Origin of the sequence: Microbacterium sp. Leaf161, from assembly GCF_001423645.1 — a bacterium.
Classification (GTDB): Bacteria; Actinomycetota; Actinomycetes; order Actinomycetales; family Microbacteriaceae; genus Microbacterium; species Microbacterium forte.
Genome location: NZ_LMOW01000001.1, coordinates 281,241 through 299,593 on the forward strand (window position 1 = coordinate 281,241; position 18,353 = coordinate 299,593).

General features: G+C 68.0%; 19 protein-coding genes. 9 read left to right on the plus strand and 10 right to left on the minus strand.

From position 1 onward, the window contains the following. Positions 1 to 76: 76 nt before the first annotated feature. Both ASF87_RS01425 and ASF87_RS01430 read right to left on the minus strand, forming a co-directional pair. Positions 77 to 760 carry a response regulator transcription factor gene (locus ASF87_RS01425; protein ID WP_042539762.1) on the minus strand — a complete coding sequence of 228 codons (684 nt, stop codon included), beginning with the start codon at positions 758 to 760 and terminating at the stop codon, positions 77 to 79. Further along, positions 757 to 1,974 (minus strand): sensor histidine kinase, encoded by a 1,218-nt coding sequence (locus ASF87_RS01430; RefSeq protein WP_056373621.1) that lies wholly within the window; start codon positions 1,972 to 1,974, stop codon positions 757 to 759. The genes ASF87_RS01425 and ASF87_RS01430 overlap by 4 nt, the downstream gene beginning before the upstream one ends. Positions 1,975 to 2,195: 221 nt before the next feature. Between ASF87_RS01430 and phoU the strand changes: the two genes are divergently transcribed. Further along, the gene (phoU, locus tag ASF87_RS01435; RefSeq protein WP_042539758.1) at positions 2,196 to 2,894 is read left to right on the plus strand and encodes a phosphate signaling complex protein PhoU; all 699 of its coding nucleotides are present in this window, start codon (positions 2,196 to 2,198) and stop codon (positions 2,892 to 2,894) included. 63 nt (positions 2,895 to 2,957) lie between these two features. On the opposite strand, the gene ASF87_RS01440 is transcribed toward phoU, so the two are convergent. Next, positions 2,958 to 3,707 (minus strand): phosphoglyceromutase, encoded by a 750-nt coding sequence (locus tag ASF87_RS01440; protein ID WP_056373623.1) that lies wholly within the window; start codon positions 3,705 to 3,707, stop codon positions 2,958 to 2,960. Positions 3,708 to 3,767: 60 nt separating this feature from the next. Here ASF87_RS01440 and ASF87_RS01445 point away from each other — a divergent pair, with 60 nt between their 5' ends. After that, a complete protein-coding gene (locus ASF87_RS01445) occupies positions 3,768 to 4,592 on the plus strand; it encodes a class I SAM-dependent methyltransferase (protein ID WP_056373625.1) in 825 nt (274 codons plus the stop codon). A gap of 23 nt (positions 4,593 to 4,615) precedes the next feature. Here the strand turns inward: ASF87_RS01445 and ygfZ are convergent, their stop codons facing one another. The 3 genes from ygfZ to ASF87_RS01460 all read right to left on the minus strand — a co-directional run bounded on the left by ygfZ (position 4,616) and on the right by ASF87_RS01460 (position 6,793). Beyond that, a complete protein-coding gene (ygfZ, locus tag ASF87_RS01450) occupies positions 4,616 to 5,737 on the minus strand; it encodes a CAF17-like 4Fe-4S cluster assembly/insertion protein YgfZ (protein ID WP_056373627.1) in 1,122 nt (373 codons plus the stop codon). A gap of 1 nt (position 5,738) precedes the next feature. Continuing rightward, positions 5,739 to 6,341 (minus strand): FABP family protein, encoded by a 603-nt coding sequence (locus tag ASF87_RS01455; protein WP_056373630.1) that lies wholly within the window; start codon positions 6,339 to 6,341, stop codon positions 5,739 to 5,741. A gap of 164 nt (positions 6,342 to 6,505) precedes the next feature. Then, a complete protein-coding gene (locus ASF87_RS01460) occupies positions 6,506 to 6,793 on the minus strand; it encodes a hypothetical protein (RefSeq protein WP_042539747.1) in 288 nt (95 codons plus the stop codon). A gap of 72 nt (positions 6,794 to 6,865) precedes the next feature. Between ASF87_RS01460 and ASF87_RS01465 the strand changes: the two genes are divergently transcribed. The 7 genes from ASF87_RS01465 (at position 6,866) to pstB (ending at position 15,046) form a co-directional block, all read left to right on the plus strand. After that, positions 6,866 to 7,549, plus strand: a complete 684-nt coding sequence (locus ASF87_RS01465; protein WP_042539745.1) for a winged helix-turn-helix transcriptional regulator — start codon at positions 6,866 to 6,868, stop codon at positions 7,547 to 7,549. A gap of 54 nt (positions 7,550 to 7,603) precedes the next feature. Beyond that, positions 7,604 to 9,769: an RNA degradosome polyphosphate kinase gene (locus ASF87_RS01470; RefSeq protein ID WP_056373631.1), complete on the plus strand. Its 2,166-nt coding sequence runs from the start codon at positions 7,604 to 7,606 to the stop codon at positions 9,767 to 9,769. Between the two features lie 14 nt (positions 9,770 to 9,783). Then, positions 9,784 to 10,743: an NUDIX hydrolase gene (locus ASF87_RS01475; RefSeq protein WP_056376282.1), complete on the plus strand. Its 960-nt coding sequence runs from the start codon at positions 9,784 to 9,786 to the stop codon at positions 10,741 to 10,743. A 183-nt stretch (positions 10,744 to 10,926) separates the two neighbouring features. Then, entirely contained in the window at positions 10,927 to 12,030 is a 1,104-nt protein-coding gene (pstS, locus tag ASF87_RS01480) for a phosphate ABC transporter substrate-binding protein PstS (RefSeq protein ID WP_056373633.1), read from the plus strand. Positions 12,031 to 12,158: 128 nt separating this feature from the next. Next, a complete protein-coding gene (gene pstC / locus ASF87_RS01485; protein ID WP_056373635.1) occupies positions 12,159 to 13,127 on the plus strand; it encodes a phosphate ABC transporter permease subunit PstC in 969 nt (322 codons plus the stop codon). Between the two features lies 1 nt (position 13,128). Further along, positions 13,129 to 14,232: a phosphate ABC transporter permease PstA gene (gene pstA, locus ASF87_RS01490; protein WP_042539734.1), complete on the plus strand. Its 1,104-nt coding sequence runs from the start codon at positions 13,129 to 13,131 to the stop codon at positions 14,230 to 14,232. A gap of 34 nt (positions 14,233 to 14,266) precedes the next feature. Beyond that, entirely contained in the window at positions 14,267 to 15,046 is a 780-nt protein-coding gene (gene pstB / locus ASF87_RS01495; RefSeq protein ID WP_042539732.1) for a phosphate ABC transporter ATP-binding protein PstB, read from the plus strand. Between the two features lie 76 nt (positions 15,047 to 15,122). Here pstB and ASF87_RS01500 read toward each other — a convergent pair whose 3' ends face one another. The 4 genes from ASF87_RS01500 to sigK form a co-directional block, all read right to left on the minus strand. Beyond that, complete coding sequence (locus tag ASF87_RS01500) at positions 15,123 to 16,007, minus strand: aminodeoxychorismate lyase (RefSeq protein WP_056373636.1); 885 nt, start codon at positions 16,005 to 16,007, stop codon at positions 15,123 to 15,125. Positions 16,008 to 16,192: 185 nt separating this feature from the next. Next, on the minus strand, positions 16,193 to 16,822 hold the full coding sequence (locus tag ASF87_RS01505; RefSeq protein WP_042539728.1) for a hypothetical protein: 630 nt from the start codon (positions 16,820 to 16,822) through the stop codon (positions 16,193 to 16,195). 28 nt (positions 16,823 to 16,850) lie between these two features. Beyond that, a complete protein-coding gene (locus tag ASF87_RS01510) occupies positions 16,851 to 17,672 on the minus strand; it encodes an anti-sigma factor (protein WP_056373639.1) in 822 nt (273 codons plus the stop codon). Beyond that, positions 17,669 to 18,268, minus strand: coding sequence for an ECF RNA polymerase sigma factor SigK (gene sigK / locus ASF87_RS01515; protein ID WP_200933683.1), 600 nt, complete (start codon positions 18,266 to 18,268; stop codon positions 17,669 to 17,671). Before sigK ends, ASF87_RS01510 begins: the two co-directional genes overlap by 4 nt. Positions 18,269 to 18,353: the final 85 nt, after the last annotated feature.

Below are 18,353 nucleotides of genomic sequence, written 5' to 3' on the forward strand. Positions count from 1 at the left end.
GCGCACACGCTGAAGAAGAGGCCGTCACCCCCGGGGTGACGGCCTCTTCTGTACGGCGCTGGGGCTCAGCCCTCGCTCAGCCCTCGAATCGGTAGCCGAGGCCCCGGACGGTGACGAGCATGACCGGCTCGCCCGGGTTCTCCTCGATCCGCGAGCGGATGCGCTTGATGTGCACGTCGAGGGTCTTGGTGTCGCCGAAGTAGTCGCTGCCCCACACCCGGTCGATCAGCTGACCGCGCGTGAGCACGCGACCCGAGTTGCGCATGAGCACCTCGAGAAGTTCGAACTCCTTCAGCGGCATGTTGATCTGCTGACCGGCGACCGTCACCGTGTGGCGGTCGATGTCGAGTGAGACGCGGCCGCCGTCGAGCACGCGCTCGTCGAGCTCGCTGTCGGCCTGGACCACGCGGCGCAGCACCGCGCGCATCCGAGCCAGCAGCTCACGCGACGAGTACGGCTTGGTGACGTAGTCGTCGGCGCCGAGCTCGAGCCCGACGACGATGTCCACCTCCGAGTCCTTGGCCGTGACCATGATGATCGGCACGGCAGAGGTCGAGCGGATCTGCCGGCACACCTCGGTGCCCGGCATGCCGGGCAGCATCAGGTCGAGGAGCACCACATCGGCGCCGCGCTCGCGGAACGCGGTCAGCGCCCCCGGACCGTCCTCGGCGATCTCGACCTCGTACCCCTCTCGGCGCAGCAGGTAGGCGAGCGGGTCGGCGAGGTCGGGCTCGTCTTCGACGAGAAGGATGCGGGTCATGCGTTCTCTCCGTTTCGGACGCGAGCTGCGGCCTTCGCCGCCTTGCGCTCGCGCTTCTTCTTGTTCTTCTTGTCCCTGTCGATGCTCGGGGGAGCATCGATCGTGGGAAGCCTGATGGTGAAGGTCGAGCCTCGTCCGGGGCGCGACCAGAGGCGCACCTCGCCACCGTGGCGCTGTGTGGCGTGCTTGACGATCGAGAGTCCGAGTCCGGTTCCGCCGGTGCGGCGCGACCTCGCCTCGTCTGCACGGTAGAAGCGCTCGAAGATCCGCTCTCGATCCGCCTCCGCGATGCCGATGCCCTGGTCGGACACCGCGATCTCGACGACACCGTCGTCGGCCTTCACTCCGATGCCGACGCGGGACCCCCTCGGGGAGTAGACGATCGCGTTGGCGATGAGGTTGCCGAACGCCTCGATCAGGATCTGCGAGTCACCGCGCACCCAGACTCCCCGGTCGCCGCCGCGAGCGAGCTCGACCCCGGCCGAGTCGGCCTGCACGACATGCGCCTCGAGGGCGGTCGCCAGCACCTCGTCGATCGAGACGGGGCGCACGTCCGACAGCGCGTCGTCGGTCTGGAGCCTCGACAGACTCATGATGCGGCCGGTCAGCTGACCGAGACGAGCGGCCTCGGCCGAGATCCGGGTGGCGAAATGGCGCACCTGCGCAGGATCGTCCGCCGCGGACTCGATGGCCTCGGCCAGCAGGGTCACCGCCCCGACCGGGGTCTTGAGCTCGTGGCTCGTGTTGGCGACGAAATCGCGGCGCATCTGATCCAGGCGCTCCTGCTCGGTGACATCGCGGATGATCAGCAGGGTCATGCGGGGGCTGATCACACTCGCGCGTGCCGAGACGAGTCGGGGATCGAGGCTGAGCCCGCCCCGTGTGATGCGCAGAGATTCGGTCGCCGAGCCGCCGTCGTTGCGGCCGCCGCGCACGAGCTGACGCAGCTCGGGATTCTCCAGCGGTGCTCCCACCTCTATGCCGAATCGCGTGGCTGCTTTGGAGACGGCGAGCACGAGCCCCGAGGAATCGACCACGCAGGCTGCGTCGTCCATGCTGCCCAGCACCGCGGTGACGCCCGCCGGAACGGCGAGTGACGTCTCGTCGGCGACCCGTGCCCTGGCGCGGTACGCCCAGGCGATGAGAAGCGAAAGGCCGATGCCGATCACGAGGCCGACGGCCAACGCGAGCAGCGCGATCTGCGGCAAGGTCATAACCACAGCGTAGAGTGCGTTCACCGCCGGATCGGCGGGTTCTCCTGTGCTGGCAACAACGCGAGAAGTACTATTCACGTGCTGGGCACCGTTCGTTAACCTTCGAAGCAGACAATCGCTTTCGGGCCTGTGCGGGAGCGCGGACCTCTCCTCCCGCGCGGACGACCCAGCCGTCTCGCGCTGTCACCACAGTCGAGACCCGAATGAAAGGTTGCGCCCACATGCGCGAAGTCTTCCACCAGTCCCTCGAGGACCTGCAGTCCCGTCTCGTGGAGATCGCCGACCTCGTCACGGTCTCGATCGACAAGGCGACGCGTGCGTTCGCCACCAGCGACGTCGAGCTCGCCGAAGAGGTCATCGCCGACGACGCGAAGATCGACGAGCTGGCGGTCAAGCTCGACGAGCAGGCCATCGAGATCCTCGCCCGTCAGCAGCCCGTCGCCCGCGACCTGCGCATCGTGGTGATCGCGCTGCGTGTCAGCGCCTCGCTCGAGCGCATGGGCGACATGTCAGAGCACATCGCCCAGCTCGCTCGCCTCCGCTTCCCGGAGCGCGCGATCCCGAAGGGTCTCAAGGGCACCTTCACCAAGATGGGCGAGCTCGACGTCGAGATCTCGCGCACTCTCTCGGAGCTGCTGCGCACCCAGGACCTGCGCCTGGCCGACACCATCCGCAACACCGACGATGACATCGACGAGCTGCACGCCAGCGTGTTCGAGAAGGTGCTCAGCGACAACTGGAAGGGCGAGGCGACCGCGACGGTCGACGCCACGCTCGCCAGCCGCTACCACGAGCGCTTCGCCGACCACGCCGTCGCCGTCGCCAAGAAGGTCGTGTACCTCGCGACCGGTGACTGGCGCGTCGAAGAGGAGGACATCCCCCTCGCAGCCGAGCAGCAGCGCGAGTTCGGTCACGCCTGAGGCGTCACGACAGAGAAGCAGGGGGCGGATGCTGACAGCATCCGCCCCCTGCGTCGTCCGGTGCTACTTCTTGCCCTGCGCAGCCACGGCGGCGGCGCCTGCGGCAGCGGCCTCGGGGTCGAGGTAACGACCGGGGCCGGTCGGGACGTTGTTCTCGTCGAGCTCGTAGACCAGCGGAATGCCGGTGGGGATGTTGAGTTCGGCGATGTCGTCGTCGCTGATGCCCTCGAGGTGCTTCACCAGGCCGCGCAGCGAGTTGCCGTGGGCGGTGACGAGAACCGTCTTGCCGGCCTCGAGGTCGGGGACGATCGCGTCGTTCCAGTACGGCAGCAGGCGGTCGATCACGAGCTTCAGCGACTCGGTGCGGGGCACCTCGCCGTCGATGTCGGCGTATCGCACATCGCCGACCTGGCTGAACTCGCTCTCATCGTCGAGCAGGGGCGGCGGCACGTCGAACGAGCGACGCCACAGCTGGAACTGCTCGGGGCCGAACTCCTCGAGGGTCTGCGCCTTGTCCTTGCCCTGCAGGGCGCCGTAGTGACGCTCGTTGAGGCGCCACGAGCGCGTCACGGGAATCCACAGGCGGTCGGCTGCGTCGAGGGCGATGTTCGCGGTCTGGATCGCACGGCTGAGCAGAGAGGTGTGCAGCACGTCGGGCAGCATACCGGCCTCGGCCAGCAGCTCGCCGCCGCGCTGAGCCTCCTTCTTGCCCTGCTCGTTGAGGCGGACGTCCACCCAGCCGGTGAACAGGTTCAGTTCGTTCCACTCGCTCCGGCCGTGACGGAGCAGGATCAGGGTGCGCTTCGAAGTCATGACGTCAGTTTATCGGCGCAGCTCGACGCGTCCACGCCCGTGCCCTGCGAGGATTGACGCATGGCGTCATCTCCTCTCGGTCGGCCGACCCGCGGCACAACCGGGACGAACCGGCTGCGCCGCAACGATCGATGGATCGCGGCGAGCCCCGCGTTCCGCCGAGCCGAAGACCCGCTGGTGATCGACCTCGGCTACGGCGCCAGCGGCGTGACGGCGTTCGAGCTCGCGACCCGTCTGCAGCGCGTCCGCGCGGATGCCGAGGTGCGTGGCCTCGAGATCGATCCGGAGCGAGTGGCCACTGCGAACCGCCAGCTCGCCGAGGTGCAGGCTGCGCGCACGCCCTTCTCCCCCGACCTCCGAGTCTCGTTCGCCCGTGGAGGGTTCGAGGTGCCGCTGCCGGCCGGACGCCGACCCGCGGTCATCCGGGCCATGAACGTGCTGCGGCAGTACGATGAGGGCGACGTCGCGAGCGCCTGGCGCACCATGTCGACTCGGCTGTCTCGTGACGGGCTTCTCGTCGAGGGCACCTGCGATGAGATCGGGCGCGTGTCGAGCTGGGTCGACGTGGGCCCGACGGGGGTGCCGCTGCGATTCACGATCTCGCTCCGACTCGCCGACCTCGAACATCCGAGCATCGTCGCAGAGCGCCTGCCTAAGGCTCTCATCCACCGCAACGTGCCTGGCGAGCGGATCCACTCCCTGCTCGTCGACCTCGACCGCGAATGGGACCGTGCAGCACCGCTGTCGACTTTCGGCGCGACGCAGCGGTTCCTGGCCGCGGTCGCGGCGCTCCGGGATCAGGGGTGGCCGGTGCTGGGCGGCAAGACCAGGTGGCGACTGGGCGAGCTCACGCTCCCCTGGGATGCGGTGGCTCCCCTCCCCTGACGGGTGGGCCCTGCACGCCTCGCTCAGCCCGCCTGACGGGGATCCGGGGCGCTGGGGCGACGGGACAGCCGGGTGAGGCGCGGGATGTCGGCCATGGCACCCGCATCCGCCGGCACGATGACCTGCTGGGTCGCGGCGATGTCGGCGCCCTCGGCTCGGACGACGAGATCGCCCACCGGTGTGCGACGAGACAGGATCGCGAGCGCGATCGGGCCGTCTTCATGGTGTCTGGCGACGGAGGTGATGTGCCCCACCTCGTCGTCGCCGGCGAAGACCGCATCGCCGACTGCCGGCAGCACCGCCTCGCTGCCGTCGAGGTGCAGCGCCGCGAGCCTGCGAGGCGGGTGTCCGAGGTTGTGCACCTTGGCCACCGTCTCCTGGCCGCGGTAGCACCCCTTGTTCAGGTGCACCGCGGTGCGGATCCAGTCCGATTCGTGGGGCAGCGAGCGCTCGTCGACCTCGGCCGACCACCGCGGACGCCAGGCGGCGACGCGTAGTGCCTCGGCGGCGAGGAGCCCTGCCACCTCTTCGGACGACAGGGTCGCGGCGAGCGCGTCAGCGGCGTCGGTCGTCGCGATCGCCACTCTCCACGCGAGCTCTGCGCCCGGGTGATCGGTGACCTCGGCGTACTGATGACCACCCGCGCTCACGCGCTGCCAGGGGTCGGCCCAGATCAGCGGAGCGCCGGACGGAGCGGATGCGGCAGCAGTCGCACGCTCAGCCGCCGCGCCACCGTCGACGAAGCCGAGCAACGCCAGATCGGGGCGCACAGCCACGGTCGCCTGGGTGCGGAACTTCATGCGCGTCAGCCAGGTCGCGAGCGCCTCCGCGTCGTCGGTGTCGGCGATCAGCCAGGTCGACGAGCCGTCGTCGACGACCCCTGCCGCGTGCTCCACGCGCCCCTGAGGGTCGAGCACCAGCAGTTCCGTGCTCTCGCCGGCAGCGAGTCGCCCCACGGACTGAGAGGTGATCGAGTCCAGCCACCCCAGCCGTTCGGGACCGGCGACTTCGATGACCGTCCGGTCGCCGAGCGGAACCAGGGCCGCGCCGTCTGCGAGACGACGCTGCTCGCGGAAGGCGTCGCCGAAGTGCGCGATCCCGTGCTCGGCGATCACAGCGCCCGGGAAGTCGGTGAATCCGGTCATGTCAGACCTTCGCGAGTCGAGCGGAGGCGTGAGACCGCATCGGCGTGCCGAGAGCCGCGATGTCCCAGGCCCAGAGAAGGTGGTTGTCGACCAGGCCGTACATCCGCGTGGCTGCGCCGTACTCCTTGGCCCCGGCTCCGCGCACGATGGCGTCGGAGGCGATGTCGATACGCGGACCGTTGATCTCGCCGAGGTAAAGCTCGAGCGTCCCGTCGGCGTGGGCGATCGAGATCTCGATCGGGAAGCCGCCTGAGGGAGCGCGCAGTTCCTCCACGTCGTCGACGCTGCGCACGACCTGCTCGGCGCGCGGCGGCAGCAGTGCGGGGCCGGCGTCGGAGTCGGAGGCCGGCCGGGAGAGACGCCAGTAGCCGCTCTCGGCGACGAGCGGGATCGAGACGGCACCGTCTTCGCCCGCCAGGATCGCCGTCGCGGAGTAGTTCAGGAAGGGTCCGCCGTCATGGCTGAAGCTCACCCGGTGGGTGAACTCGCCCTGCAGACGGTCGTCGCCGACCGGATAGTCGATGACCCCGGTGCCCTCCCAGACGCCGATCAGCCACGAGAGCGGCGCGAGGTCGGCCGGGAGATCGGTGGGCAGCTCGAGCACGATGCTCAGCGCTGGCCGCGGAAGAGGTTCCGCAGCACGACGACCGAGACGAAGGCGATCGCGAGGCTCGCCAGCCCCAGAAGGCCGATGAAGAAGAGTTCGAGCGCCATGAGGTCCATGGCCTCCACTTTACCCTCCAGCAGGCCGGGTGTCTCGTCCGCTGATCAGGTGACGAGAGCGGCGAGGCCGAAGCCGACCGAGATCACGCCCATCAGCAGCAGTGCGCCGATGGTGCTGGCGCCCACGCGGAAGATGAAGCCCTGCGTGCGCCCGTACTGCAGCTGCACGGCGAAGGAGAGGAGCACGATCGCGCCGAAGACCACGAGCAGCCAGGGCACTCGCCACTCCTCGGCGACGAAGATGCCCACGCCGATCGAGGCGACGAAGGCGACCGCCCAGACGATGAGCACGCCGACGAAAGCATTACGCGGTGCGAGCGCTGGATCCGTCATGACTCCATTGTGACCCATCGGCGCCCGGTATCATTGCGGCACGGCGTACCCCGCCGTCCGGAAGGAGTGCGTGTGGCCCAGGTCCTGGTGTTGACCAATGCTCCGGTCTCGGAGCAGGTCCTGCCCGCACTCGAGCTCCTCAGCCATCGAGTGCGCCAGATCCCGGCCGAGCCCGCCCAACTCGTGAGCGCCCCCGAATACGACATCGTGATCGTCGACGGGCGTCTCGACCTCGTCGGCGCGAAGTCGCTCTGCCGCCTGCTGCGAGCCACCGGTCAGGATGCGCCGCTGCTGCTCGTCGTGACGGAGGGCGGGATGAGCGCGCTGTCCGGGGACTGGGGCATCGACGACGTGCTCCTCGCCACCGCCGGCCCGGCCGAGACCGATGCCCGCGTGCGGCTCGCCCTCGCCCGCCGGGACGAGGTCGCAGAGCCGACGCGCGTGCAGGCCTCCGGCGTCACGATCGACGAGCAGTCGTATTCGGCGAAGCTCAGAGGGCGCCCGCTGGACCTCACGTACAAGGAGTTCCAGCTCCTGCACTTCCTCGCCACGCACCCGTCGCGGGTGTTCACGCGCGAGCAGCTGCTCAGCGAGGTGTGGGGCTACGACTACTTCGGCGGCACCAGAACCGTCGATGTGCACGTGCGACGCCTGCGGGCGAAGCTGGGCGACCAGGAGCAGATCATCGGCACGGTCCGCAACGTCGGCTACCGATTCAACGTTTATGACGAGGAGACGGTCGCCGCATCGCGGTGACGCACGCACCGTCAGTTCACACGCGCGTCACCTCACGGTGCTTAGATGTACCCCATGATCGATCCCGCACTCGCCGACGCAGGTCTCGGTGACGCTGAAGATGACGACTTCGATGCCGTCGAGTCCCCCGACTCGCTTCTCCCCGACCACCGCTACCACGATCGCGAGCTGAGCTGGCTCGCTTTCAACCAGCGCGTGCTCGAACTCGCGGAGGATCCGTCGCTCCCCGAACTCGAGCGTGCGAACTTCCTCGCCATCTTCGCGAGCAACCTCGACGAGTTCTTCATGGTGCGCGTCGCCGGACTCAAGCGCCGCATCCTGACCGGTCTGGCGGTGCCCACCAACATCGGCCGCTCCCCCGCCGACGCCCTCGCCGACATCGCCCGTGAGGCGCACGCACTGCAGCTGCGTCACGCCGACGCCTGGAAGTCGCTCGTGCGTCCGGCGCTGGCCGAGTCCGGCATCGAGATCACCGAGTGGGCCGAGCTCACCGACGAGGAGCGAGCCAAGCTCTCCGAGTACTTCGGCGCCCAGGTGTTCCCCGTGCTGATGCCGCTCGCGGTCGACCCGGCGCACCCGTTCCCGTACATCTCCGGGCTGTCGCTGAACCTCGCCATCCGCATCCGCAACGCCCGCACCGGGCGTCAGGAGTTCGCGCGCCTCAAGGTGCCGCCCATGCTTCCCCGATTCGTCGAGGTTCCGGGCTCCGGCGAGATCAAGCGCTTCCTCACGCTCGAAGAGCTCATCGCGAACCACCTCGGCGATCTCTTCCCGGGCATGGAGGTCCTCGACCACCACGCCTTCCGCCTCACCCGCAACGAGGATGTGGAGATCGAGGAGGACGAGAGCGAGAACCTCATCCAGGCGCTCGAGGCCGAGCTGCTCCGCCGCCGCTTCGGTCCGCCGATCCGCCTCGAGATCACCGACGACATGGACGAGGTCACGATGGACCTCCTCGTGCGCGAGCTCGAGATCACCGACCAGGAGATCTACCGACTCCCCGGACCGCTCGACCTCCGAGGTCTCTTCGACCTGTCGCGCGTCGATCGCCCGGATCTCCGCTACCCGCCGCATCTTCCGACCACGGCAGTCGCCTTCCAGCCGACCGGGAGCAACACCCGAGCCGACATCTTCAAGGCGATCCGCAAGTCGGACGTGCTCGTGCACCACCCGTACGAGTCGTTCACCACGAGTGTCGTCTCCTTCCTCGAGCAGGCGGCGCGCGACCCGCACGTGCTCGCGATCAAGCAGACTCTCTACCGCACCTCGGGCGACAGCCCGATCGTCGAGGCGCTGATCGACGCCGCCGAAGCGGGAAAGCAGGTGCTGGCGCTGGTCGAGGTCAAGGCCCGCTTCGACGAGGCGAACAACATCGTCTGGGCGCGCAAGCTCGAGAAGGCGGGCGTCCACGTCGTCTACGGCCTCGTCGGACTCAAGACCCACTGCAAGCTCGCGCTCGTCATCCGTGAGGAAGACGGCGTGCTGCGTCACTACTCGCACATCGGCACGGGCAACTACAACCCGAAGACCAGCCGCATCTATGAGGACTTCGGGCTGTTCACTACCGACGCCCAGGTCGGCAAGGATCTCACGCGCCTGTTCAACGAGCTCAGCGGATACGCGATCGAGAAGAAGTTCAAGCGCTTGCTCGTCGCGCCGCTCCACCTGCGCAAGGGCCTCGTGCGCCAGATCGACCACGAGCGCCGCAATGCCGAGAACGGCAAGCCGGCGAGCATCCGCATCAAGGTGAACTCGATGGTCGACGAAGAGGTCATCGACGCCCTGTACCGCGCGAGCGCCGCCGGCGTGAAGGTCGACGTGTGGGTGCGAGGCATCTGCAGTCTGCGCACCGACCTCGAGGGGATCAGCGACAACATCACCGTCCGCAGCATCCTCGGTCGTTACCTCGAGCACTCGCGCATCTTCGCGTTCCACAACGACGGCGACGCGCAGGTGTACATCGGCAGCGCCGACATGATGCACCGCAACCTCGACCGCCGCGTCGAGGCGCTGGTGCGCGTCACCGACCCCGGTCACATGAAGGACCTGCTCGACTTCTTCGACCTCGCCATGGACCCAGGAACCACCTCGTGGCACCTCGGCGCCGACGGCGTCTGGACCCGGCACGCCACGGATGCCGCAGGCAAGCCGCTCATCGACCTGCAGGACAAGACCATGGGGTTGGTCCAGCGACGCCGTCGTGCACGGGCGGTTCGATGAACGACGATTCGAGCATGAGGGCAGCACGGTCGAAGTGGACGGACAAGGCCGTGTACGCGGCCGGCGCGGTCGTCTGGCGACTCATCGACGGCAAGCTGCGGATCCTTCTGATCCATCGCACCAAGTACCGCGACGTCACGCTTCCCAAGGGCAAGGTCGACCCCGGTGAGATGCTCGCCGAGACGGCTGTGCGGGAGGTGCACGAAGAGACCGGCATCCGCGTCTCGCTCGGAGTCCCCGTCGGCGTGAGCCGCTACCATCTGCCCTCCAGCAAGCAGAAGGTCGTGCACTACTGGGCGGCCGAGGCCACGTCCGACGCGATCCGCGCCTCGACGTTCGTGCCGAATCGCGAGATCGCCGCGCTCGAATGGGTCAGCGTCAAGAAGGCGCGCGACCGGCTGAGCTACCCGGTCGACATCGAGATCCTCGACTTCTTCGCTCAGCTCGTCGATGACGGCGTGCTGCGCACGTTCCCGATCATCGCCCTGCGCCACGCGAAGGCGCTCTCGCGCGGCGACTGGGACGGCCCGGATGCCGAACGTCCTCTGACCGATCGAGGCCTGCATCAGGCGAAGTCGATCGTCGGCCCGCTGCGGGCCTTCGGCGTGCGCAAGATCATCACGAGTGATGCCGTGCGCTGCATGCAGACCGTGACCCCGCTCGCGAAGGCCCTCGATCGGAAGACCGTCACCACGCCGAAGATCAGTCAGGACGCGTGGGAGGACGGCGAAGACGATCTGCGTTCGATCGTCGGTCGCCGCGTGCGGTCGGGCAAGCCGGCAGTGCTGTGCAGCCATGGCCCTGTGCTCCCGGGAATCCTGACCGAGATCGCCCTGGCCACCGGAACGGTCCGCGGCTCCTATGTCAGCAGCGCGGCCGACCTCGAACCGGCCGCCTTCTCGGTCGCGCACCTCTCAGCCTCCAACCCGGGGTCGGGGATCATCGCGATCGAGACGCACATCCCCAAGGTCTAGCGCGCTGCGAAAGACGACGAAAGGCCGCATCCGTCGACGGATGCGGCCTTTCGCATGCCCCAGAGAGACGCGCGCCGTTCACCTGCCGTTCACCTGCACGGGAGAGTCTCGTTAACCGCCGCACATAGCGTCACTGTGTGCCCTGCACCGGGCCCCACCACATCAAAGATCGAAGGATCCACAGTGAAGATCTCCCGAATCGCACGTATCGGCGCCGTCGGCGCCGTGGCCGCTCTCGCCCTCGCCGGCTGTGCCGCGAACGAAGGCGGAACCGGCGGAACCACCGACGCGCCGAGCGAATCCACTCTCTCCGGCACCATCGAGGCCACCGGAGCCTCCTCGCAGGAAGCAGCCCAGCAGTCCTGGGTCGCCGCATTCCAGACCGCCAACCCCGACACCACGGTGAACTACACCGCGACGGGTTCGGGCACCGGCCGCGAGAACTTCATCGCCGGTTCGTCGAACTTCATCGGCTCCGACCGCGCGTTCAACGCCGACGAGCTCGCCGCGGGCGGCTTCGGCTCGTGCGCCTCCGACGAGATCGTCGAGATCCCCGTCTACATCTCCCCCGTCGCCGTCGCGTTCAACCTCGAGGGCGTCGACGAGCTGAACCTCGACGGCGAGACCATCGCCAAGATCTTCGCGGGCACCATCACGAAGTGGAACGACGAAGCGATCGCCTCGCAGAACGAGGGCGTCGAACTGCCCGACCAGGCCATCGTGACCGTGCACCGCTCCGACCCCTCGGGCACGCAGGAGACGTTCACCAAGTACCTCAGCGCCGTCGCCCCCGACGTGTGGACCTACGAGCCCAGCGACGAGTGGCCCCTGCAGACCGGCGAGGCCGGCGACGGCACCTCGGGCGTCGTCGACGCGATCACCAACGGCTCCGGCTACATCGGCTTCGCCGACGCGTCGCGCACCTCCGAGCTCGGACAGGTCGCCGTCGAGGTCGAGGGCGAGTACGTCCCCTACTCGGCAGACGCCGCAGCCGCGCTCGTCGAGGCGTCGCCGCTCGAGGAGGGCCGCTCGGACCACGACCTCGCGTTCGCCGTCGACCCGGCCGCCGCACCCGCCGGCTCGTACCCGATCGCACTCGTGTCCTACCTCATCGGCTGCGTCGAGTACGACGACGCCGAGACCGCCGGCCTCGTGAAGGCGTACTTCCAGTACGTCGCATCGGCCGAGGGTCAGGATGCCGCAGCCGAGGCCGCGGGCAGCGCGCCGATCTCGGACAGCCTGCGCGACCAGATCAGCACCGCGATCGACGCGATCGTCACGGAGTGACCGAAGGCTCAGCCCACCGCTGAGCCCCGGTCCGACGCCCCCGGGTGTCGGTCGAGAGGACTCGACCGACACCCGGGGGCACCCGCATGAAAACCCCCGAAAGTCCCTCAGAGCCTGGAGTCGCTCCGATGTCCACAACCACAACGGGTCCCGATACCACCCGTTCAGCCGGGACACCCCCCAAGCTGCGTCGACGGGGAGACCTCGTCTTCTCGGGCACCGCGCTGGCCGCGGGAATCATCATCCTCGTCACGCTCGCCGCCGTGGCCCTGTTCCTCATCGTGCAGTCGATCCCCGCGCTCTCGGGAGACACGAGCGGCAACCACATCCTCGAGGGTCAGTCGTTCCTGTCCTGGGTCTGGCCGTTCGTCTTCGGAACGCTGTGGTCGAGCTTCATCGCCCTCGTGATCGCCGCTCCCATCGCGATCGGCATCGCTCTGTTCATCTCGCACTACGCCCCGCGACGCCTCGCCGGGTTCCTCGGCTACATCATCGACCTGCTCGCGGCGGTCCCGTCGGTCGTCTTCGGCCTCTGGGGAGCCCTCACCTTCGCCCCGATGCTCGTGCCCTTCTACAAGTGGCTCAACGAGAACCTCGGCTGGATTCCGATCTTCAGCGGCACGCCCTCGGGCACGGGAAAGACGATCCTCACCGCATCCCTCGTGCTCGCCGTCATGATCCTGCCGATCATGACCGCGATCTGCCGCGAGGTGTTCCTGCAGACGCCGAAGCTCCATGAGGAGGCGGCGCTCGCGCTCGGGGCCACCCGCTGGGAGATGGTCCGCATGGCCGTCCTGCCCTTCGCACGCAGCGGAATGGTGTCGGGCGCCATGCTCGGCCTCGGACGCGCGCTCGGCGAGACCATGGCCGTGACCCTCGTGCTCTCGCCTCTCGGCATCGTCACGTTCAACCTGCTCAACCCGGAGAACCCGACGACGATCCCCGCGATCATCGCGCTGCGGTTCCCCGAGGCCCACGACGAGGGCGTCAACACGCTCATCGCGGCGGGTCTGATCCTCTTCATCGTCACCTTCGCGGTCAACTTCGTGGCCCGCTGGATCGTCTCGCGCCGTGCTGAGTTCTCGGGAGCCAACTGACATGACCGCCACCCTCACGCCCTCGCCGTCATCCGTCGCCGCTCCGGTGCACAGCACGTCGGCAGGTCATCTTCCCCGGTGGGCGCCCTGGGCGCTGCTGCTGGCCGCCTTCGTGGTGTCGGCCACGATCTTCGCCTTCGTCAACGCGGGCAACGACCCCGCCGACTTCAACATCGCACTCACCCTCGTCGTCGGCCTCATCTTCTACATGGTTCTGATCTTCGTGATCTCCACCGTGGTCGAGAGCCGTCGCCACGCGATCGACCGCCTCATGACGGCGCTGGTGTCCGGCGCCTTCGTTGTCGCGCTCCTCCCGCTCATCTCGCTGCTGTACACCGTGGTCGTCAACGGCCTCATGCGGTTCGACGGCGAGTTCTTCAGCTTCTCGATGCGCAACATCGTCGGCGAAGGCGGCGGCGCGGTGCACGCCATCTGGGGCACGCTCCTCATCACGCTGGGCGCCACGATCATCTCGGTGCCGATCGGTCTGATGACCTCGATCTACCTCGTCGAGTACGGAGAGGGACGCAAGCTCGCCCGCGGCATCACGTTCCTCGTCGACGTCATGACGGGCATCCCGTCGATCGTCGCCGGTCTGTTCATCTACTCCGTCTTCTCGCTGATCGTCGGCCCCGGCACCCGCATGGGCATCATGGGCTCGCTCGCCCTCTCGGTGCTGATGATCCCCGTGGTCGTGCGCGGTTCCGAGGAACTCCTGAGGATCGTCCCGAACGAGCTCCGAGAGGCCGCCTACGCGCTCGGTGTGCCGAAGTGGCTGACGATCATCAAGGTCGTCCTGCCGACCGCCATCGCCGGAATCCTGACCAGCATCATGCTCGCCATCTCACGCGTGATCGGTGAGACCGCGCCGCTGCTGCTCACGGTCGGCATCGTGCAGGGCATGAACCTGAACATGTTCAGCGGGCAGATGGCGACGCTACCCGTGTTCTCGTACATGCAGGCCAAGTACCCCGGCATCCCCGTCGATGCCTACCTCGACAGGGCCTGGGCCGCCGCCCTCACCCTGATCGTCATCGTGATGGTGCTGAACCTGCTGGCCAGGATCATCGCCAAGGTGTTCGCCCCCAAGATCAACGGCCGCTGAGCCGTCTTTCCCGACTGAAGAAGAAGGATCACACGTGTCCAAGAGCATCGAAGTCAACGACCTCAACGTCTACTACAGCGACTTCCTCGCCGTCGAAGGCGTCAGCATCGAGATCAAGCCCAACACCGTCACGGCGTTCATCGGCCCGTCCGGCTGCGGCAAGTCCACGTTCCTGCGCACCCTCAACCGCATGCACGAGGTCATCCCCGGCGCGCGTGTCGAGGGAGAAGTGCTGATCGACGGCAAGAACCTCTACGGCGCCGGCGTCGACCCCGTGCTGGTGCGTCGTCAGGTCGGCATGGTGTTCCAGCGTCCCAACCCGTTCCCCACCATGTCGATCAAGGAGAACGTGCTCGCGGGCGTCAAGCTCAACAACACACGCATGGCGAAGAGCGATCAGGATGCTCTCGTCGAGAAGTCCCTGCGTGGCGCGAACCTCTGGAACGAGGTCAAGGACCGCCTCGACCGCCCCGGATCGGGTCTCTCGGGCGGCCAGCAGCAGCGTCTGTGCATCGCGCGTGCCATCGCCGTCTCCCCCGACGTGATCCTGATGGACGAGCCCTGCTCGGCGCTCGACCCGATCTCGACCTTCGCGATCGAGGAGCTCATCGCCGAGATCAAGTCGGAGTACACCGTCGTCATCGTGACGCACAACATGCAGCAGGCGAGCCGCGTGTCCGACCGGACCGCATTCTTCAACATCGCCGGCACCGGCAAGCCCGGCAAGCTCATCGAGTACGACGACACCCGCACGATGTTCACCACCCCGTCGGTGCAGGCGACCGAGGACTACGTCTCGGGACGCTTCGGATAAGCATCCGGTCTCAGACCGAGAGAGGGCCCGGCGCTTCGGCGTCGGGCCCTCTCTCGTTCCTGCGACCGGGCGCGCCTCAGTCTCGGGGCGAGAGGAGGTACTCGTTGAGATCGGCCGTGAGCGCGCGATCGACGGGCAGCTCGACTCCGTCTACGGCGGTGATCGGGGCGGCGAGGCGGACGCTGGAGACGAGCCAGGCGGCGTCAGCACGCGACAGGTCGGATGCCGGCACCTGCGCATACTCGGCGACGAATCCGCGCGCGGTGAGGTGCTCGTAGACGCTGAGCTGCGTCGTACCGTGCAGGATGCCGCCGTTGGGCGCCGGCGTCACGAAACGCTCGCCGAAGCGCAGGATCAGCGACGCGGTCGGTGCCTCGAGCACGAAGCCGTCACGCGAGAGGAAGATCGCGTCGTCAGCTCCACGTCGGTGCGCTTCGCGAAGCGCCGCCATGTTCACCGCATACGAGAGGGTCTTGGCGCCGAGCAGCAGCCACGGTGCCTTCTCAGCCACGTCGAGGTCGTACCCGCGGTCGAGGGTGACCACGCGGATCCCCTGCTCGCGCACCGCCGAGAAGTCGGATGCCGGTGCGGCCGTGACCCAGGCGGTCGGTGTGGGGCCGTGCTCGACCCCACGGCTGAGGATGAGTTTGATGACGTACTCACCCTGTTCGCAGTGGGCGGCCGCTCGCTCGACGGCCTGGTGCCACTGCGCCTGATTGGGGAGCGGCAGGTCGCACAGCTGCGCTGAGTGCGCGAGCCTCTCGAGGTGCGGCACGACCTCCTGTGCATGCCCGTCGATCACGCCGATCGACTCGAACACCCCGTCGCCGCGCTGCGTGCTCAGCTCCCCCACGCTCAGCGCCGGTGCGGCGGCATCGACGAGGGTGAACGTGTCTGCGAAGTCGGAGCGGTCGGCGTCGGCCGTCGCAGGATCGATCATCAGAGCAAAGCGCCGTGTCATGATCCGAGCCTAGAGCCCCGGGAATAGCTTCAGCGCGAACTTGTTACACTGGAGTGGCCGGGCCGCATAACCCCGGGCTCCAATTTTTGCCGCTGCGAGCGGCCTTCCGCCGAGAGGCGTTTTTGCGGCCCGGTCTTTTCATGCCCGGGCACGGATCCCGACGAGAACCCGGCCGCCGCGTCGATTCAGGCCAATGCGCCCGAGCGCCACAGCACAGCCGCGGCAGACAGGTCCTGCGCATAGCTGCTCAGGCGCAGGGCGCGGGTGGTGAGCTCGCTCGCACGCGACGGTTCGGTCGGCTCATAGTCGTCCGCCGCGTGGGTCGCGCCCGAGGCCTGGACCCGGCAGAACGCCGCGGCCCGATCGAGGGCGACCGCGAAGTCTCCGCGAAATGCACCGCGGAGGATCGTGTCGATCAGGGCGACGAGCTCGTCGGGGTTCGCCGGCACCGGCGCTCCGGCGATCACGGCATCCACGGATGCGAGCTCCACTCTGCCCCGCTCGTACAGCAGGGCCGCGGTGTGCGGATCGCCGTGGATGGCCAGCTGCAGGAGGTACAGCCGCCACAGCGCGCCCGGCAGAGTGCGAGACGGAGCCTTCGACCAGAGCTCGGCGATCTCGTCGATGCCGTGCTCGTCGGTGAAGGCGACGAGCCGGTCGGCGCTCACGCCGCTCTCATCGGCGCGCACGCGGGTCAGCAGAGCGGATGCGGTCGCATGCGCGACGCGCGTCTCCTCGGCGGGATCGTGACTGCCCACGATGTTGTCGAAGGCACTGGTGGGCCGGCGCACCGGACGGGAGAACTGCTCAGGCATCAGTCCAGGGTACGCGCGATCCGAGACATCAGGCCGTCGGGATCACGACGACGGGATCGGATGTCGGCAGGCCCGAGGGCGAGCCTCCGTCCTGCTCCACCGTGACGGCGATCACATCGCCCGCGTGCATCTCGCCCGCGAGCACCGCTGTCGCTTCGCCGTCGTCGGCCGCGAACACGCCTGCCGACACCGGAGTGTCACCGCGCACATACCAGAGCTCGTAGGTCTTGCCCTCGGCGAGCGACGGGATGCCGTCGGTCACGAGCACAGACTTGCCGAGCGACGCCGACCAGTGCGCGGTCGCAGTGCCGCCGCTCTCGAGCGACACGCTGGCCTGCTGAGCGTCACCGGCCGCCTGGATGTCCTCGAGTGCGACGACACTCGCCGGTCGGTTGATGTAGGTGTTGATCGCGACGGCGCCTGCCCCCACACCGACGAGCAGCGCGAGGCATGCCGCGAGCGCGAAGAGGAAGCGGAGGCGGTGTGCCGGAGCCTTCGGGGCGTCGTCGCCATCGCGTGCGGCGGGCGCTGAGTCCGCCACGGGCGCGGAATCTGCCGTCTCGCCGGGCGCCGGGTCGGGCATCGAATCGGGCGCCGAGTCCGAGAGAACGACATCGCCGCTCTGCGGCGTGACGGCGATACGTGCGAGCAGAGCGGCACGAATGTCGGGCGAGGGAACGGCCTGCGCCACTCCGTCGGCGAGGAAGCCGGCACTGTCGGCATCGGCATCCACGATGCTCTGCCATTCCGGGTGCGCTGCGAGTGCGGCGTGATACCGCTGCTGGTCATCGGGCGACAGCGCGTCGAGCGCCGCTCCTGCCGCGAGTTCTGCGAAGTCCTTCTCGTTCATGCCGTCACCCCCATAGCTGTCCTCAGTCGCGAGAGCCCATCTCGCATCCGTGTTTTGATCGTCCCCAGCGGCGCTCCGACGAGCGCTGCCACTTCGTTCTGACTGTAACCGCCGTAATAGGCCAGGACGAGAGCTTCGCGCTGCACCTCGGGAAGGCCTGAGAGCGCGTGAACCACCTTCTCGCTCTCGATGCCCAGCTCCACCGTCTCCGCCACACTGTCGTGCGCGACCCCGATGTCCCTGAACCCGGCTCGTACGTCTCGGTCCGCGCTGGACTGGGACGCCCGAACCCGGTCGACCGCACGACGGTGCGCGATCGTCATCACCCAGGTTCTTCCCTGGCCCTTGTTCGTAGCGAACTTCGTAGCGGATTGCCAGATCTCCAAGAAGACCTCTTGGAGCACCTCTTCGCTCTGCGAGCGATTCACGAGGACCCTGAGGATGAGGCCGAAGACGCGTGACGACAGAGTGTCGTAGAGCTCCGCGAATGCGCGCTGATCACCGTCGCCGATGCGAAGGAGCAGGTCAGCGACAGCATCCCGAGCCGTACCGTCTTCGGGTACGTCCATTCCATCGATGACCATCTCTAACAGCATGCCGCATTCACCCCGCTTTCCCGTGCACCCGCCACCCGAAAGTGACGGAAACGAGTCCTCTTAAGTGCTCCTCGTCGAAACCTGT